We start from the raw sequence: 16,528 nt of genomic DNA, 5'->3' as shown, positions 1-16,528 counted from the left end.
TCGGAAGGCAGAGCGTGTCCTCTTCCATCACCGCGCCCGAGGGCATCATCAACCCTCCGATCGACGAGCTCCTCGAGGCCACCGACTCGAAGTACAGCCTCGTGATCTACGCGGCCAAGCGCGCCCGTCAGATCAACGCGTACTACTCGCAGCTCGGCGAGGGCCTCCTCGAGTACGTCGGTCCGCTCGTCGACACCCACGTCCACGAGAAGCCGCTCTCGATCGCGCTCCGCGAGATCAACGCGGGTCTGCTGACGTCCGAGGCCGTCGAGGGCCCGGCGCAGTAGTACTTTCAGATTGCAGTTTGCTTTTCCACAGGCCCGGCAGCGCGACTGTCGGGCCTGTGGTCTGCTCGGGGGTGCGGGGGTGCGGGGGTCGTCCCCCACTGTGATGCAGGATGGAGTCCTGGGTTCGAGGGATGGGAGACCTGGTGGACAAGCCGAGGGTCGTGCTGGGGGTCAGCGGTGGCATCGCCGCCTACAAGGCCTGTGAGCTGCTGCGGAGGCTGACGGAGTCGGGCCATGACGTGCGCGTGGTCCCCACCGCCTCCGCGCTGCACTTCGTGGGCGCGGCGACCTGGTCCGCGCTGTCCGGCCACCCCGTCTCCACCGAGGTGTGGGACGACGTCCACGAGGTGCCGCACGTCCGCATCGGCCAGCACGCCGACCTGGTCGTCGTGGCCCCGGCGACGGCCGACATGCTCGCCAAGGCGGCCCACGGCCTCGCGGACGACCTGCTCACCAACACGCTCCTGACCGCCCGCTGTCCGGTCGTCTTCGCCCCGGCCATGCACACGGAGATGTGGGAACACCCGGCCACCCAGGAGAACGTCGCGACACTGCGCCGCCGCGGCGCCGTCGTCATCGAGCCCGACGTCGGGCGCCTCACCGGCGTCGACACCGGCAAGGGGCGGCTGCCCGACCCCGGGGAGATCTTCGAGGTGTGCCGCCGGGTCCTCGCGCGCGGAGTGCGGGAGCCCGATCTCGCCGGCCGCCATGTCGTCGTCAGCGCCGGCGGCACCCGCGAGCCGCTCGACCCGGTCCGCTTCCTCGGCAACCGCTCCTCCGGCAAGCAGGGGTACGCCCTCGCCCGCACCGCCGCCGCGCGCGGTGCCCGGGTCACCCTCGTCGCCGCGAACACCGGCCTGCCGGACCCGGCGGGCGTCGACGTCGTCCCGGTCGGCACCGCCGTACAGATGCGCGAGGCGGTGCTGAAGGCGGCCGCGGACGCCGACGCGGTCGTCATGGCGGCGGCGGTCGCGGACTTCCGCCCCGAGAGCTATGCGACCGGGAAGATCAAGAAGAAGGACGGCAAGGAGCCGGACCCGATCGTGCTGGTGCGCAATCCGGACATCCTGGCCGAGATCTCGGCCGACCGCGCCCGCGACGGACAGGTGATCGTCGGCTTCGCCGCCGAGACGGACGATGTCCTGGCCAACGGCCGCACCAAACTCGCCCGAAAGGGCTGCGACTTCCTCGTCGTCAACGAGGTGGGGGAGCGCAAGACTTTCGGGGCGGAGGAGAACGAAGCGGTAGTGCTCGGCGCCGACGGCAGCGAGACGCCGGTGCCGCACGGACCGAAGGAGGCGTTGGCCGAAATCGTGTGGGACCTGGTGGCCGGGCGCCTGCGCTGAATGTTGCATTCATTTCACAGCACACTCGAACCTCAGTATTTGAGGCGTGGCGCCCCTGGCCAAGCTCGCTCGACATTGGGCAGAATGCCCGTGCCGCAGGTCACAGTGCCCCCGAGAATCGAGACGGGTGAGCCCGTGGCCGAGTGCGACCGATAAACTGTTCTCGGACGATGCCGGGCGCAGCCCCCGTCCCGTCCGCCAATGATCAGCCAGCAGCCGCTGCAACCTCAGGGAGCGTTGTGTCCCGTCGTCTCTTCACCTCGGAGTCCGTGACCGAGGGTCACCCCGACAAGATCGCTGACCAGATCAGCGACACCATTCTCGACGCGCTCCTGCGCGAGGACCCGACTTCTCGGGTCGCTGTCGAGACCCTGATCACGACCGGCCTGGTGCACGTGGCCGGTGAGGTCACCACCAAGGCGTACGCCCCGATCCCGCAGCTGGTGCGGGACAAGATCCTCGAGATCGGTTACGACTCCTCCAAGAAGGGCTTCGACGGCGCTTCTTGTGGCGTGTCCGTGTCGATCGGCTCGCAGTCCCCCGACATCGCCCAGGGCGTCGACACCGCCTACGAGTCGCGCGTCGAGGGCGACGAGGACGAGCTGGACAAGCAGGGCGCCGGCGACCAGGGCCTGATGTTCGGCTACGCGACGGACGAGACGCCGACGCTGATGCCGCTGCCGATCTTCCTGGCGCACCGTCTGTCGAACCGTCTGTCCGAGGTCCGCAAGAACGGCACGATCCCCTACCTGCGCCCCGACGGCAAGACGCAGGTCACCATCGAGTACGACGGTGACAAGGCCGTCCGCCTCGACACGGTCGTGGTCTCCTCGCAGCACGCGTCGGACATCGACCTGGAGTCCCTGCTGGCCCCCGACATCCGCGAGTTCGTGGTGGAGCCGGAGCTGAAGGCGCTCCTCGACGAGGGCATCAAGCTGGAGACCGAGGGCTACCGCCTGCTGGTCAACCCGACCGGCCGCTTCGAGATCGGCGGCCCGATGGGCGACGCCGGCCTCACCGGCCGCAAGATCATCATCGACACCTACGGCGGCATGGCCCGCCACGGTGGCGGCGCCTTCTCCGGCAAGGACCCGTCCAAGGTCGACCGCTCCGCCGCGTACGCGATGCGCTGGGTCGCCAAGAACGTCGTCGCCGCGGGTCTCGCCGCCCGCTGCGAGGTGCAGGTCGCGTACGCGATCGGCAAGGCCGAGCCGGTCGGTCTCTTCGTCGAGACCTTCGGCACCGCCAAGGTCGAGGCCGAGAAGATCGAGAAGGCCATCGACGAGGTCTTCGACCTCCGCCCGGCCGCGATCATCCGCGACCTCGACCTGCTCCGCCCGATCTACGCCCAGACGGCGGCGTACGGCCACTTCGGCCGCGAGCTGCCCGACTTCACGTGGGAGAAGACGGACCGGGTGGAGGCACTGCGGAAGGCTGCGGGGCTGTAAGGCTCGGCTTTCCCGGGGTTTTTCGAGGCCCGGCATCCCTGTGGGGTGCCGGGCCTCGGCGTGTTTCAGAGGTGGTCCGTTTCCTCCGGATCTTCCGGATCCGCCGGCGCGGCCGGGCCGGAGCCGTTGGCGGGCGGCACCATGGAGCGCACGCCGAAGCGGCGGCGTATCTCCTCGGCGGTCACCGCGTCGCGGGAGGCCACGGCCATCGCCACCTGGTCCGCGATGAGCGCGCCCTCATCCTCACCAGGGCGGAAACCCATCCTCCGGAAGAAGTCACCGAACACATCGGCGTGCGAGGGGGCGGGCTGCTCGGGCGGCGGCTCTTCCGCGTGGGGCACGTTCATCGTCCAGTTCCGCTCCGGTGCGAGAGGGAACGCCTCGGGGACGAGGTGTCGGAAGGGTTCGTCGACCTCCCGGTCGTTGGCCGCCGACGAGAGGCGGGCCAGCAGGCCGATGTCCTTGACGGTCTTCTCGACATGGTCGTCGTTCTTGGCCAGCCACCACACGACCGCGCTGCCTGTTGTCGTCAACACGTCGTTGCCGAGGTACTCGCGCTTGTTCTGCTCGTACTTGCGCTGGTGTTCCCACACGGCCTCGTCCTTGCGGATCGCCGCCAACCGGTCGAGGCGTTCCTGATCCTCGTCCTTGAGGGTCAGCTCGACGTCCAGCGCCATCGCGAGCACGTGCTCCCCGGAGTCCGGCGCCATGACGCCCAGAGCGGCGCTGAGCTGATGCTGCACGAGCGAACTTCGGAAGGGCGGCAGACCCGCGGTGATCGCACGTGCCCGTGCGAGGACGCATTCCGTGGCCAGCGCACCCGGATTGATCAGCTGCTCGTTCGCCAGTGGCTCCACCGGGCACCAGCGAACCCGCGCGGACATGAGGAGGTCGTAGTCGTCGAGAAGACTCGGCAGGGGCACACGGCTGATGAACAGCTCCTGGCGTTCCACCGGCGGAGGAGCCGGCAGGTCGATCAGCGAACCGGGTGGGAAGGGGTCGCTCCGACGGGTGCGAGTCGCGGAGTAGGCCACGACCGCCCACAGGCCGGACAGCAGCACAAGGGCGGCGATCCACATCCACGGAGCCAAGTCCAGGCACAGGCCGAGTATGACGACCAGCAGGCCGGTGATCAGGCTGAGGAAGGCCGTGACGGTCTTCTGGCCGGATGTCATGAGGAAGTTACCTCCAGGTCGGGTGGCCGCTGGTCGAAGTGCTTGCGCTGCGCGGCGGTGATGGTGTCGAGCAAAAGAGCGGCGAGCCGGGGAGACACGGCGCGGCGGGCCTCGGCGTAGATCCGGGTCAGGATCGGGTAGCGCAGGTCGGACGCGTCGACGAGGACGGTGACGGTGGCGTCGATGAGCGCCGGGGCGGTGGCCTCGTCAGCCGTGGACAGCCAGCGTGCGGCACAGGCGGCCCATTGCTCCGAGGCGGTCAGCGAGAAGGCCGACCGCCAGCAGAGGGTGAGCCATTCCCGGGTCGCGGGAGTGAGAAGGAAGTCGGACGGGAGCGTCGGAAGGCTGAGGAACAGGTCCGCGTCGGCACGGTGATGGCGTGAGGACTGCGTCGTTGCCAGCCGCGCCAGCAGTCGGCGCTGGAGCCGTCGGTCCCCGTCGACGTAACGGAGGAGCGCATCGCGAGCCACACCTGGGGGCGACTCCAGGCGGGCGAGGTGGTGGAGTCGTACGAGGGCGGGTTCCGGGTGATGGACCGACATCACCTTCTCGCAGACCTCGGCCAGCACCGCGCGGAGGCTGGCTGTGATGTGTGAGGTGCTCCAGCCGTAGATCATGGCGCGGAACTCACCGCCCGACCGCTCGTTCTCTACGCCTCGTTTGAGGAGGTGGGCGGCGGCCTGGACCTCGCTCGGCCGTGCCGATTCAGAGGTCCATGCCCTGACCAACTCGTCCAGTCGGCCGAACTCGCCTGTCTGCACACACAGATCCGTGAAGCGTTCGACGAGTGCGCCTCGATCAGCCGGATCAAGTTCGCGCAGCCTGACGGCCGTGCGGATCCATTTGCTCAGCAGGTCACGGACATCGGGGAGGTCGGTCCAGAAGTAGTGGCGTGCCGCCTCCGCGAAACCAGGGCTGGGGAAGTGGACGCGGCCATCCGGGCCGAGTCGGGCATTCGCCGCCTGGAGGCGGTCGGACAGACCTCGGTGCTCCAGCAGCGGTCGCTCGTCGTGTGCCGAACCGGCCACCTTCACCAGCTCGTTCGTGCCTCTGTAGACCGCTTCGGAGCGAGCGCGGTGCAGCAAGGCCGAGGCGAGCAGCAGGGCACGCTCGCGTCCTTCCTCCAGGCGCGGGACCAGGAGGGCGACCTCGTCGGCGCGGTCCGTCTGGGCGGAGAGGGCCTGCTCGCACCACGAGGCGAAGTCGCCGGGACCGCGCAGGGACGCGATGCGCTCAGCCAGCCGGGCCAGTTCGAGCATCGACGGATCGGTATTGAGGTACGTCTGCAGGGCTTGCGGTGTGTCGCGGCGCACCCATTCGTCCACGCCGAGCAGCCGTAGGTGACGGGTGAGTGCCTCCACGGCGTCCGGGCGGCCGATCTCCTTCCTGAGATGGGCGAAGTGGGAGGAGAGGGGGTCCATGGCCGCGTGCGGCAGGACGATGGCGAGGAACGCGCGCTTGCTGATCAATTCGTGGCGGAAGTCGGACAGTTCTGCCTGCACGGCGTGCCAGGTCTCGGCGTCCGCCCTGGACAGATCGAGCAGCATGCGGTCCTGTGAGCCGATGAGGTCGAGGGCGAGCCACCGACCCGAGCCCGACTCCGGCTTCTCCGGAGTGAGTTCGTGGTACGTGCCGTGGTCGCGGGGGAGTTCGCACAGCAGGACCTGGGCCGCCGCGCTTCTGCCGGTGCCTGGAGCGCCTTCCACGATGACGGTGTGCTCGCGGCGCAGGACGTCGAACGCGGCGTTGATGCCGGGCGGTCGCGCGAACTGGCGTTGCAGCGCGATGAGTTGGTCCTCCGCCACGCGGCGGGGCGTGACGGGCGGTGTGGCGAGGAACTGCGCCCCTGCGTTGTAGTTGTAGACGTCCCCGTATTGGGTGTTCACCTTCCGTCGCCCTCCTGGCGCCGGTCGCGGCGGAACGTCTGGTGGATGCCTCCGCTGTTGTCGCCCTCGACGTAGTTGCCGCCGTCGCCCATCCGCACGCTGCGTTTGCTGGGCCCGATGTGGACGACGCCACCGCTGAACGTTCCGGTCTGGACCGAGGAACCGCGGACGTCACCTGCCGTGTTGTGTGTGCCTGCCCCGGGTTCGGGGGTCAGCGGGGGTTCACGGTCGGCTTCGGCGAGTTCCGGCACCAGCCGGGCGAGCCAGTCGCCGAGCTGCTTCAGGTCGTACTCCTTGTTCCGGTCGTCGTAGCGCAGGCTCTGGCAGTCCGCGAGTTTCTGCAGAGGCCTGGGCAGGTCGTCCCGGACGGGACGCTCGGTCCTGCGGCCGATCAGAACGGGGATGACCCGGATGTCGCAGAGAAACGCCTCCTGGATCTCGCGGCTCACCCAGTCGGAGTCCTTGCCGAGGGCAGGGTGCTCGGCCCAGCCCGGGCCGATGAGAGCGAGGAGCACGCCGCTGCGGCGGACGCCGCGGATCAGATCGGAGTCGAAGGGTTCACCAGGCGCGATCGACTTGCTGGCACGGTAGATCCGGTCTGTGCCGAAGCGGTGGGAGAGCGCCTCTTCGATGGTGGCTGCGGCCTGGTCGCCGTCGCCGGAGCGGTAGTTGACGAAGACATCGGGCATGACGAGATCGACCTCTCTGCTGGACGGTTTGTCGGGGACGTGCGGCGACCCTGGAGCTAGGCTGCCGGGGCCAGGGCCGCCGTGAGTGGTGCGGCGATGGCCAGGTAGGACTGGTTGCGGGGGTGGCGGGCCAGGGTGCGGGCCAGGCGGCGTAGGTCCGTTCTGACGGTGGCCGAGGCGACGTTCGCGGTCAGGGGGAGGAGCCTGCCGGTCAGTTCGCAGGCGTGGTCGATCTCGCCGGCCAGCGCGTGGGCGAGGGCGCGTCGGACGCCGTAGCGGACCTCGGTGCGCCAGGAACCCGCCGGCACGCGGGCGCACTCCTGGTCCAGGATCTGGGCCCCCGCCTGTGGCCTGCCGAGGTCCACCAGACACCATCCGGTGATCATGGAGACGGGGTCGCTCAGGTGCGTCGGGCCCAGGATCGGAACCCCGGCCGGGCCGGGTTCCTTGCCGAGGAGCACGCGGGCCTGGTCGAGGCCGCGCATACAGGCACCGTGATCGCCGGCGATGGCGTGCCCCTGCGCGGCGCGCTGGGCCGCCAGGCCGCGGATGCGTGGGGGCAGGACTCCGGCGCGGGCGCCTTCGGCGAGGGCGATGGTGTCGGCGGCCTCGCCCCGGTAGTACGTGATCAGGGCTCGTCGTACGAGGGCGTACGAGGCCAGGTCCTCGTCTCCTGACGCGGCGGCGAGTTCCACGGCGTGCGCCGTCCAGCGCAGCGCGGCGCCCTCGTCGCCTGTCTCCTGCGCCAGCCACCCCGTGTACTCGGCGAAGCGCGCGGCCAGGGCGAGCAGCTCGCGGCCGGTCCGGGAGCCTGTGCGGGTGGCCAGCGAGGTCAGGGCGCGGGTCTGCTCGGCCAGGACCGGGACGAGAACGTCCGGGGGCGACATCTGTCCGATACGGCGGTAGTGGCTGAGCAGCGTCCGGTAGGTGCCCAGCAGGGTGTCGTCAACGAGGCCGGGCTGCCCGGCGGTGGTCGGCGGCGGTTCCGAGGCGCCGACGGCGAGGACCGAGGCGGCTCCCACAGCGATGACCTGCCTGCGGGACGGGGGTGAAGACCCATGGAGCGCGGTGGGCTCGGATTCCTCCAGGGTGGGCCACAAGGGCGGCGCTGCCAGGGACTCGCATGAGTCGTCTGTACGGCGGCCAGTGCGTCTGCGTGCGGGTTCGGTGGGGACCAAGGCGGCCAGTCGGCCTCCCGCATCGAGCGCGGCGTCGCAGAGGCGGGCCAGTTCGACGCCGGCCTGCTTGCGTCCTGTTTCGATCTTGCTGAGCTGGCCCTTGCTGTAGTGCACCGTCGCCGCGAGCTGCGTGAGAGTGAGCCCGGCCTCGATGCGGAGTCGGCGTAACTCGGCCCCGAACCCATGCGGCTGCTCCAGCACCTGGCCCCCCTCGTGCCGACGACGCCGATGCCCGGGCGTCCGGTCCCCTCAGCGTCGGCCGGGTGCGTGGCTCGGGCAAGGCGGTCGGCTGAGTTTCCCGTTTCCAGTTCTGATACCGAGTGCGGTGGCACGAGCAACGCGTGCGCGTGCACTGAGGCTGAATCGACGGGGGAAATGGCCGGTGGCGCGGACTTGCGCGGCCGGCTGACGGTGATCTCCGCGAAGAAGTGGACGGGCGGTCGCCGGAGGGCTGGGCTCGGTCGGATGTCAGTGGGGTTTGGTAAGAATGCTTGCGTGAGCAGCGGAGATGAGCGGGATGGTGGGCGGGGTGAGGGGGCGCCGCCTGAGCAGCTTGCGTTGATTCGGGAGAGTGTGCGGAAGGCCGAGGTGCCGCGGGCGAAGCCGCGGACCTGGCGGGGGGCCGCGCTCGCGAAGGAGCTGCCTGTCGCTCGGGTGCTGGTCGACAAAGGCGTGCTGCATCTGGATCGGTACTTCGACTACGCCGTGCCGGAGGAGCTCGACGCCGAGGCTCAGCCCGGGGTGCGGGTGAGGGTGCGGTTCGGGGCCGGGCGGGGGCGCGTGCGGGACGGGCGGCGTGAGGGTGGGGGGCTGATCGACGGGTTTCTTGTCGAGCGGGTCGCCGAGACGGATTACTCGGGGCCGCTGGCTGCCTTGGCGCAGGTCGTCTCGCCTGAGCCTGTGCTGAGTGAGGAGTTGCTCGGGCTGGCCCGTGCTGTCGCCGATCGGTATGCCGGGAGCCTTGCCGATGTGCTGCAACTCGCCGTGCCGCCGCGCAGTGCGCGGGCCGAGCAGCGGCCCTCTCCTGCGCCGATGCCGCCGCCTGCGGTGCCCGAGGTGGGGTCCTGGGCGCGGTACGAGCATGGGGGCGCGTTTCTGGAGGCGCTGGCGAGCGGGGGTGCGCCGCGGGCTGTGTGGAATGCGCTTCCTGGGGGTGAGTGGAGCGAGGAGATCGCTCGGGTCGTCGGTGCGACGCTGGCCTCGGGGCGTGGGGTGCTCGTCGTCGTGCCCGACGGGCGGGCCGTCGCGCGTGTCGATGCCGCGCTGACCGCGTTGCTGGGGGAAGGGCGGCATGCCGTGCTCACCGCCGATGCCGGGCCCGAGAAACGGTACCGGGAGTGGCTCGCGGTGCGGCGGGGCAGTGTGCGGGCCGTGGTGGGGACTCGGGCCGCCATGTTCGCTCCCGTGCGGGATCTTGGGCTGGTCGTGTTGTGGGACGACGGGGACGACAGCCACAGCGAGCCGCATGCGCCGCAGCCCCATGCGCGGGAAGTGTTGTTGCTGCGGGCCGCTCAGGACAAGTGCGGGTTCCTGCTGGGGAGCTGGAGTTGCACCGTGGAGGCGGCGCAGCTCGTCGAGAGCGGGTGGGCGCGGCCGCTCGTCGCATCGCGCGAGCAGGTGCGGGGGGCTGCGCCGCTGGTACGGACTGTGGGAGACGGGGACCTCGCGCGGGATGAGGCCGCCCGGGCGGCTCGGTTGCCGACGCTCGCCTGGCAGGCCGTTCGGGACGGGTTGCGGCAGGGGCCGGTGCTTGTGCAGGTGCCTCGGCGTGGGTACGTGCCGCGGATGGCCTGTGCCAACTGCCGGGCGCCTGCTCGGTGTCGGCACTGTTCGGGGCCCTTGGAGGGGCAGGAGGGTGTGGAGGCACTGCGGTGTGGGTGGTGCGGGCAGGAAGAAGCGGCCTGGCACTGCCCTGAGTGTGGTGGCTTTCGGCTGCGGGCGCAGGTCGTGGGGGCCCGGCGGACCGCGGAGGAGTTGGGGCGGGCGTTTCCCGCGGTGCCGGTGCGGACGTCCGGGCGGGAGCATGTGTTGGACACCGTTCCTGGGGCGCCTGCGCTGGTGGTGAGTACGCCGGGGGCCGAGCCGGTCGCCGAGGGCGGGTATGCGGCGGCCCTGCTCTTGGACGGGTGGGCCATGCTCGGGCGGCCTGATCTGCGGGCCGGTGAGGATGCGTTGCGGCGGTGGATCGCGGCGGCGGCGTTGGTGCGGCCGCAGGGGGCTGGGGGGACCGTGGTCGTTGTCGCCGAGCCGACGTTGCGGCCTGTGCAGGCGTTGGTGCGGTGGGATCCCGTCGGGCATGCGGTGCGGGAGCTGTCCGAGCGGGCCGAGTTGGGGTTTCCGCCGGTGTCGCGGATGGCGGCGGTTTCCGGGCCGCCGGAGGGGGTGGCGGCGTTTCTGGGGGCGGTGGAACTGCCGGGGGAGGCTGAGGTGTTGGGGCCTGTGCCGTTGCCGGTGACGGCTGTTCGGGGGGCTCGGCGGGTGGGGGCGCCGCCGGTGGGGGAGCGGTGGGAGCGGGCGTTGATTCGGGTGCCGCCGGGGAGGGGGGCGGCGTTGGCTGCTGCGCTCAAGGCTGCGCAGGCTGCGCGGATGGCTCGTGGAGGGGCTGGGGGGGAGGTTGCTGTTCGGGTGCGGGTTGATCCGCCGGATATTGGGTGACGGTTGTTTGCTTGCTGGGTGCGGGTTGGTGGTGGGGCACCCGGCCTTCGGCCGGGTTTGGGGGTTCCCACCCGCATCGCCCGTGCGGGTTTCGTTGTCGGGTGCGGGTGGCCCTTGTGGGGGTTGAGCGGTGTCGGCGTGTGCGGGTTTCGTCGGCGGGTGTCGGGTGCGGGGTGCGGGGCGGGGCGGGTTGGGTGAGCTGTGAGTTGTGCGAGCCGTTCGTAGTGTCCGGTGGGTGTGCCGTGGGTTGGGCGGGGTGCGGGCGGTGTGCGAGGGGCGCGGGTGGGGGCAGGTATGCGGCTGCCCTCCCGAGGGGGCGGGAGGGCAGGGGATGTGGGGTGGGGTCAGCCGTTGCGGGGGCCCGGGAAGGCTGTGGGTCTTACCTCTTCGCGTAGGGCCGGGCTGCCGGCCGTCGGCTGGGTCGGCATGGAGCGGGCCGCGGGGACAGTCGGCATCGTGGGCATACCGGTGTTGACGCCCACCGTGCGGGTCGTCGACGTGTCCGTCGCCCGCTCGGCCTCGGCCGTCGCCTGGGCCGCGGCGCGCCGTGCGCCGTAACGGCGGTGCACCGCCTGCTTGGTGACGCCGAGTGCCGAGCCCACCGCGTCCCAGGAGAAGCCCAGCGAGCGGTCGAAGTCGACCGCGGCCGTGACCAGGGTCTCGACACTGTCCCGCAGTTCCTGTGCGAGGCGCACGGTCGGAGCGGGGGCGCGTCCGTAGACGACGAAGCCCGTGGAGGGGCCGGAGCGGCGCGGGCGGTAGACGTTGCCCAACTGGGCGGTGAGCGTGCGCAACGCGTCCACCTGCCGGCGGACCCGCTCGATGTCCCGCACCAGCAAGTGCAGGCTGGCCCGAGCCTGGGCGTCGTGGGTTGCGTGGTCGGCCATGAACAAGCCTCTCGAACCGGCGTTGAAAAGGATCGGGCCGCAAGTGCGGCCCGTTGTGGTCAACTCTTTCTTGACCAACGCGTTTGCGCTCCGCTGGTCACGCAGTGGGGGCGTGGTGGCATATGCGTGCGCCGGGGAGGGGCGGTTCGCGCCTCGCAGGGTGCGGGCACCGCCGTAGGGGTCTTCACCGTCGGCGGGTTCGCGTCCGCGGTCATAGACTGGGGCGCTGCCCGGTCATCCGCTCGCCCGAGAGGCCCCAACCCACCCATGAAGCTCGTCTTCGCCGGTACTCCCGAAGTCGCCGTTCCCGCCCTGGACGCCCTCATCGCCTCCGGGCGGCACGAGGTGGCCGCTGTCGTCACGCGGCCCGACGCCCCCGCCGGGCGTGGCCGGAGGATGGTCGCGAGCCCGGTCGCGGAGCGGGCGGAGGAGGCGGGCATCGAGGTGCTGAAGCCCCTCAAGCCGCGGGACCCGGAGTTTCTGGAGCGGTTGAGGCAGATCGCGCCCGACTGCTGCCCTGTCGTCGCCTACGGCGCCCTGCTGCCCCGCGTCGCCCTCGACGTCCCCACACACGGCTGGGTCAACCTGCACTTCTCGCTGCTGCCCGCGTGGCGTGGGGCCGCGCCCGTGCAGCACTCCATCATGGCGGGCGACGAGATCACCGGTGCCTCCACCTTCCTCATCGAGGAGGGGCTCGACTCCGGGCCCGTCTACGGCACGGTCACCGAGGAGATCCGCGCCACCGACACCAGCGGTGACCTGCTCACCCGGCTCGCCTTCGCCGGCGCCGGGCTGCTCGCCGCGACCATGGACGGCATCGAGGACGGCACCCTGAAGGCCGTACCGCAGCCGAACGACGGCATCACGCTCGCGCCGAAGATCACCGTCGAGGACGCGCAGGTGGACTGGGCCACCCCGGCGCTGCGCGTCGACCGCGTCGTGCGCGGGTGCACGCCCGCTCCCGGTGCCTGGACCGTCTTCCGGGGCGAGCGGCTCAAGCTCATCCAGGTCACACCCGTGCCCGAGCGGACCGACCTCGCGCCGGGACAGCTGGCCGTCGGCAAGAACAGCGTCCATGTCGGCACCGGCTCCTACGCCGTCGAGCTGCTGTGGGTGCAGGCCCAGGGCAAGAAGCCGATGCGGGCCGCCGACTGGGCGCGCGGGGTGCGCATCGGTGAGGGAGAGGTCGTCGGCCGCTAGCGCGCTGACGTGGGGGACGTACGCTTGGTGCGTATTCCTTCCACACATCCGGAGCACCTTTTTCGTGAGCGACCAGCCCCGTCGGCCCGGCACGTCCGGCAAGCCCTACCGTCGGCCCAAGAAGGACCCCGTCCGCATCCTCGCCTTCGAGGCCCTGCGGGCCGTGGACGAGCGGGACGCGTACGCCAACCTCGTACTCCCGCCCCTGCTGCGCAAGGCGCGGGAGAAGGAGGGCCCCGACAAGTTCGACGGGCGTGACGCCGCGCTCGCCACCGAGCTGGTCTACGGGACGCTGCGCCGGCAGGGGACGTACGACGCCGTCATCTCCGCGTGCATCGACCGGCCGCTCCGTGAGGTCGACCCGCCGGTGCTGGACGTGCTGAGCCTCGGGGTGCATCAGCTGCTCGGGACGCGCATCCCGACCCACGCCGCCGTGTCCGCCTCCGTCGAGCTGGCGCGGGTGGTGCTCGGGGACGGGCGGGCCAAGTTCGTCAACGCCGTGCTGCGGAAGGTCGCGCAGGACGATCTGGACGGGTGGATCGCCAAGGTCGCGCCGCCCTACGACGACGATCCCGAGGACCATCTCGCCGTCGTGCACTCGCATCCGCGGTGGGTCGTGTCCGCGCTGTGGGACTCCCTAGGGGGCGGGCGCGCCGGCATCGAGGCGCTGCTCGCCGCCGACAACGAGCGGCCCGAGGTGACGCTCGTCGCCCGGCCCGGGCGGGCCACCACCGAGGAACTGCTGCGGGAGGAGGCCGCCGTCACCGGGCGCTGGTCGCCGTATGCCGTACGGCTGGCCGAGGGCGGCGAGCCCGGCGCCATCGAGGCCGTGCGGGACGGGCGGGCCGGGGTGCAGGACGAGGGCAGCCAGTTGGTGGCCATCGCCCTGGCCAACGCGCCGCTCGACGGGCCGGACGAGAAGTGGCTCGACGGGTGTGCCGGGCCGGGAGGCAAGGCCGCGCTGCTCGGTGCACTGGCCGCTGAGCGGGGGGCCATGCTGCTCGCCTCCGAGAAGCAGCCGCATCGGGCGGGGCTCGTGGCCAAGGCGTTGGCCGGTAATCCCGGGCCGTACCAGGTCATCGCAGCGGACGGGACGCAGCCGCCGTGGCGGGCCGGGAGTTTCGACCGGGCGCTGGTGGATGTGCCGTGCACCGGGCTGGGGGCGTTGCGGCGGCGGCCCGAGGCGCGGTGGCGTCGGCGGCCTGAGGATCTCGAGGGGTTCGGGCCGTTGCAGCGGGGGCTGTTGCGGACCGCGCTCGACTCCGTGCGGGTGGGGGGTGTGGTCGGGTACGCCACGTGCTCGCCTCACCTTGCTGAGACTCGGGCCGTTGTGCAGGACGTGCTCAAGCAGGTGCCGGATGCCGAGTTGATCGATGCGCGGCCTTTGTTGCCGGGGGTGTCGGATCTTGGTGAGGGGCCTGATGTGCAGTTGTGGCCGCATCTGCATGGGACCGATGCGATGTATTTGGTGCTGATTCGGAAGACAGCGCCGTAGGACGACAGCCGTAGGAAGGCAGCGCCGTAGGGGGTCGGGCCGTCGGGTCGGTGCGGGTTCGATGTGGCTTGGCGCGCAGTTCCCCGCGCCCCTAAGGGCGTTGTCCCACCGTCGTCTCCTCAGGCGCCGGCATCTCGGCTCCGTCTTCCTTCGACAGCCGGTGTGGCCACCACACCTTCGACCCCGCGTCCAGGAACAAGGACGTCACCAGCACCGACCGCACCACGAACGTGTCCAGGATGATGCCCAGGGCCACCGCGAAGCCGATCTCCGCGAAGGCGACCATCGGGAGGGTGCCCAGGGCGGCGAAGGTGCCGGCCAGGACCAGGCCCGCCGAGGTGATCACCGCGCCGGTTGCCGCGAGGCCGGTCACCACGCCGGGGCGGGTGCCCTGGCGGGCGGCCTCCTCGCGGATGCGGGTCGTGAGGAAGATGTTGTAGTCGATGCCGAGGGCGACCAGGAAGACGAAGACGAACAAGGGGAAGTCCGTCGACTCGCCCGCGTAGTCGAACACGTGCCTGAACGCGAGCGCGCTGAGCCCCAGGGCCGCCGCGAACGACAGGATCACCGTGCCGATCAGCAGCAGCGGGGCGATCAGGGCCCGCAGCAGGGCGCACAGGATCAGCATGACCACGACCAGGACGAGCGGGATGATCAGCTCGTTGTCATGAGCGGTGGCCTTGTCCATGTCGAGCAGGGCCGCCGTACCGCCGCCCACCTGGGCGTCGGCGTCCGGGATCGCGTGGACGGCGTCACGGACGCGTTCGACCGTCTGCTTGGCGGCCTCGCTGTCGGACGGGGCCGTCATCGTGGCCTCGAAGAGCACCTTGCCGTCGTACGACGGTTTCGCGCCCGGGGGCAGGCCCAGTGAGGCGGGGACGACGCCTCGGGTGCCGGCCACCGCCTCGCCCACCTGCCGTGCCTGCGCCTGGTTGCTGACGATGACCAAGGGGTCGCCGCTGCCCGCCGGGAAGTACCGCGCGGAGACCTCCTGGCCGACGATCGAGTCCGGTTTGCCGGTGAACGCGTCCGCGTTGCTGATGCCCTCCGCGCGCAACTGGATCAGGCCCAGGGAGCAGATCGCCAGGGCCAGCGCCGTGACGCCCCAGATCATGCGGGGGCGGCGGGCGATACGGCGTCCGGTGCGCGCCCAGATGCCGCGTTCCGTGGGGTCGGCCGAACCGAAGTGCGGGATCGCCGGCCAGAAGATCCAGCGGCCGCAGATCACCAGCAGGGCGGGGAACAGGGTCATCATCGCCAGCAGCGCGACCGCGACGCCGATCGCGGCGACCGGTCCGAGGCCTCGCGTCGAGTTCATCTCGGCGGCCAGCAGCACCAGCATGCTCAGGACGACCGTGGCGCCGGACGCGATCACCGCCGGGCCCGCCCGGTGCAGCGCCAGGGCCATGGCCTCGTGGCGGTCCTCGTGGCGTCGTAGCTCTTCCCGGTAGCGGGCCACCAGGAGCAGGGCGTAGTCCGTCCCCGCGCCGAAGACGAGGACCGTGAGGATCCCCGCGCTCTGGCCGTTGACCGTCAGGCCCGCGTGTTGCGCCAGCAGGTAGATGAAGGCCTGCGCGGTGAACAGGGCCGCGATCACCGACAGCAGGGGGACGACCAGGAGGGTCGGGCTGCGGTAGGTGATCAGGAGCATCACGATCACCACGCCCATCGCCGCCAGCAGCAGCGTGGAGTCGATGCCCTCGAAGGCCTTGGAGAAGTCCGCGGAGGTGCCGCCCGGGCCCGTGATGTGCACGGCGAGGCCGGCGCCGCCCTTGCCGGTGATGTCCCGGATGGAGTCGACCGCGGGGGCGATCTCCTCCCAGCCCTTCTCGTCCTGGGTGATGGGGATGTAGATCTGTGCCGCGCGCGGGTTCGTCTCACGGTCGTAGGCCGGGCCGCGGGTCTCGGCGCCGCGGACGCCGTGGTCGCGGAGCTCCTTGAGCTGCCGGGCGTCCTCCTGGATCTGTGCCTTGTCCTGGGTCGTGAGGCCGCTCTCGCGCGCGTAGATGACGACCGCGGGGATCTGCTCGGGCCTGAAGTTCTCGGAGATCTGGAGGACTTGGGTGGACTCGGCGGAGCCGGGCAGCCAGGAGGCGGCGTCGTTGTCCTGGGCGTCGGTGAGCTTGGAGGCGAGGGGTGCCGTCAGGAAGAGCAGCACCAGCCACAGCACCAGCACGACCCACTTGGCCCGCCGCCCGCACACCAGATGTGCGATGCCCCGGTTCTCGGTCATGGCCACCCCCGCAGCCGCTCGCCCGCACAGTCGGCGGACCAATATGGCA

At 71.0% G+C, this 16,528-nt stretch carries 12 protein-coding genes; 6 read left to right on the top strand and 6 right to left on the bottom strand.

From position 1 onward, the window contains the following. The first annotated feature begins 14 nt into the window (after positions 1 to 14). The 3 genes from rpoZ (at position 15) to metK (ending at position 3,081) form a co-directional block, all read left to right on the top strand. Positions 15 to 287 (top strand): DNA-directed RNA polymerase subunit omega, encoded by a 273-nt coding sequence (gene rpoZ, locus CRP56_RS07430; RefSeq protein WP_003982715.1) that lies wholly within the window; start codon positions 15 to 17, stop codon positions 285 to 287. A gap of 143 nt (positions 288 to 430) precedes the next feature. Continuing rightward, entirely contained in the window at positions 431 to 1,633 is a 1,203-nt protein-coding gene (gene coaBC / locus CRP56_RS07425; RefSeq protein ID WP_097273809.1) for a bifunctional phosphopantothenoylcysteine decarboxylase/phosphopantothenate--cysteine ligase CoaBC, read from the top strand. A 239-nt stretch (positions 1,634 to 1,872) separates the two neighbouring features. Further along, positions 1,873 to 3,081 carry a methionine adenosyltransferase gene (gene metK, locus CRP56_RS07420; RefSeq protein ID WP_097261472.1) on the top strand — a complete coding sequence of 403 codons (1,209 nt, stop codon included), beginning with the start codon at positions 1,873 to 1,875 and terminating at the stop codon, positions 3,079 to 3,081. A gap of 65 nt (positions 3,082 to 3,146) precedes the next feature. Here the strand turns inward: metK and CRP56_RS07415 are convergent, their stop codons facing one another. Genes CRP56_RS07415 through CRP56_RS07400 form a run of 4 tightly spaced genes read right to left on the bottom strand, consistent with a single transcriptional unit; the run spans position 3,147 to position 8,210 of the window. Further along, positions 3,147 to 4,256 (bottom strand): hypothetical protein, encoded by a 1,110-nt coding sequence (locus tag CRP56_RS07415; RefSeq protein ID WP_097261470.1) that lies wholly within the window; start codon positions 4,254 to 4,256, stop codon positions 3,147 to 3,149. Beyond that, on the bottom strand, positions 4,253 to 6,142 hold the full coding sequence (locus tag CRP56_RS07410; RefSeq protein ID WP_097261468.1) for a hypothetical protein: 1,890 nt from the start codon (positions 6,140 to 6,142) through the stop codon (positions 4,253 to 4,255). The genes CRP56_RS07415 and CRP56_RS07410 overlap by 4 nt, the downstream gene beginning before the upstream one ends. After that, entirely contained in the window at positions 6,139 to 6,831 is a 693-nt protein-coding gene (locus CRP56_RS07405; RefSeq protein WP_097261465.1) for a toll/interleukin-1 receptor domain-containing protein, read from the bottom strand. Before CRP56_RS07405 ends, CRP56_RS07410 begins: the two co-directional genes overlap by 4 nt. 56 nt (positions 6,832 to 6,887) lie before the next feature. Then, the gene (locus CRP56_RS07400; protein WP_097261463.1) at positions 6,888 to 8,210 is read right to left on the bottom strand and encodes a helix-turn-helix domain-containing protein; all 1,323 of its coding nucleotides are present in this window, start codon (positions 8,208 to 8,210) and stop codon (positions 6,888 to 6,890) included. A gap of 294 nt (positions 8,211 to 8,504) precedes the next feature. Here CRP56_RS07400 and CRP56_RS07395 point away from each other — a divergent pair, with 294 nt between their 5' ends. Continuing rightward, positions 8,505 to 10,664 carry a primosomal protein N' gene (locus CRP56_RS07395; RefSeq protein WP_097273807.1) on the top strand — a complete coding sequence of 720 codons (2,160 nt, stop codon included), beginning with the start codon at positions 8,505 to 8,507 and terminating at the stop codon, positions 10,662 to 10,664. 344 nt (positions 10,665 to 11,008) lie between these two features. On the opposite strand, the gene CRP56_RS07390 is transcribed toward CRP56_RS07395, so the two are convergent. Then, the gene (locus tag CRP56_RS07390; RefSeq protein ID WP_059196362.1) at positions 11,009 to 11,551 is read right to left on the bottom strand and encodes a hypothetical protein; all 543 of its coding nucleotides are present in this window, start codon (positions 11,549 to 11,551) and stop codon (positions 11,009 to 11,011) included. Positions 11,552 to 11,818: 267 nt separating this feature from the next. Between CRP56_RS07390 and fmt the strand changes: the two genes are divergently transcribed. Both fmt and CRP56_RS07380 read left to right on the top strand, forming a co-directional pair. Continuing rightward, complete coding sequence (gene fmt, locus CRP56_RS07385) at positions 11,819 to 12,751, top strand: methionyl-tRNA formyltransferase (RefSeq protein WP_097261461.1); 933 nt, start codon at positions 11,819 to 11,821, stop codon at positions 12,749 to 12,751. Positions 12,752 to 12,815: 64 nt separating this feature from the next. Continuing rightward, positions 12,816 to 14,246 (top strand): RsmB/NOP family class I SAM-dependent RNA methyltransferase, encoded by a 1,431-nt coding sequence (locus CRP56_RS07380; protein WP_097261459.1) that lies wholly within the window; start codon positions 12,816 to 12,818, stop codon positions 14,244 to 14,246. A gap of 91 nt (positions 14,247 to 14,337) precedes the next feature. Here the strand turns inward: CRP56_RS07380 and CRP56_RS07375 are convergent, their stop codons facing one another. Then, positions 14,338 to 16,479, bottom strand: a complete 2,142-nt coding sequence (locus CRP56_RS07375) for an MMPL family transporter (RefSeq protein ID WP_097273805.1) — start codon at positions 16,477 to 16,479, stop codon at positions 14,338 to 14,340. Positions 16,480 to 16,528: the final 49 nt, after the last annotated feature.

The sequence above is a fragment of the Streptomyces sp. TLI_55 genome (assembly GCF_900206255.1).
Lineage (GTDB): Bacteria > Actinomycetota > Actinomycetes > Streptomycetales > Streptomycetaceae > Streptomyces > Streptomyces aquilus.
Note: the sequence above shows the minus strand (reverse complement) of the source record. Positions and strands in the feature narration are given on the sequence as shown.

Bases quoted from the DNA above. Each gene is read 5' to 3' on its own strand.
- CRP56_RS07415 (WP_097261470.1), bottom strand. From the start codon at position 4,256: ATGACATCCGGCCAGAAGACCGTCACGGCCTTCCTCAGCCTGATCACC.
- CRP56_RS07405 (WP_097261465.1), bottom strand. From the start codon at position 6,831: ATGCCCGATGTCTTCGTCAACTACCGCTCCGGCGACGGCGACCAGGCC.
- CRP56_RS07390 (WP_059196362.1), bottom strand. From the start codon at position 11,551: ATGGCCGACCACGCAACCCACGACGCCCAGGCTCGGGCCAGCCTGCAC.
- fmt (WP_097261461.1), top strand. From the start codon at position 11,819: ATGAAGCTCGTCTTCGCCGGTACTCCCGAAGTCGCCGTTCCCGCCCTG.
- CRP56_RS07375 (WP_097273805.1), bottom strand. From the start codon at position 16,479: ATGACCGAGAACCGGGGCATCGCACATCTGGTGTGCGGGCGGCGGGCC.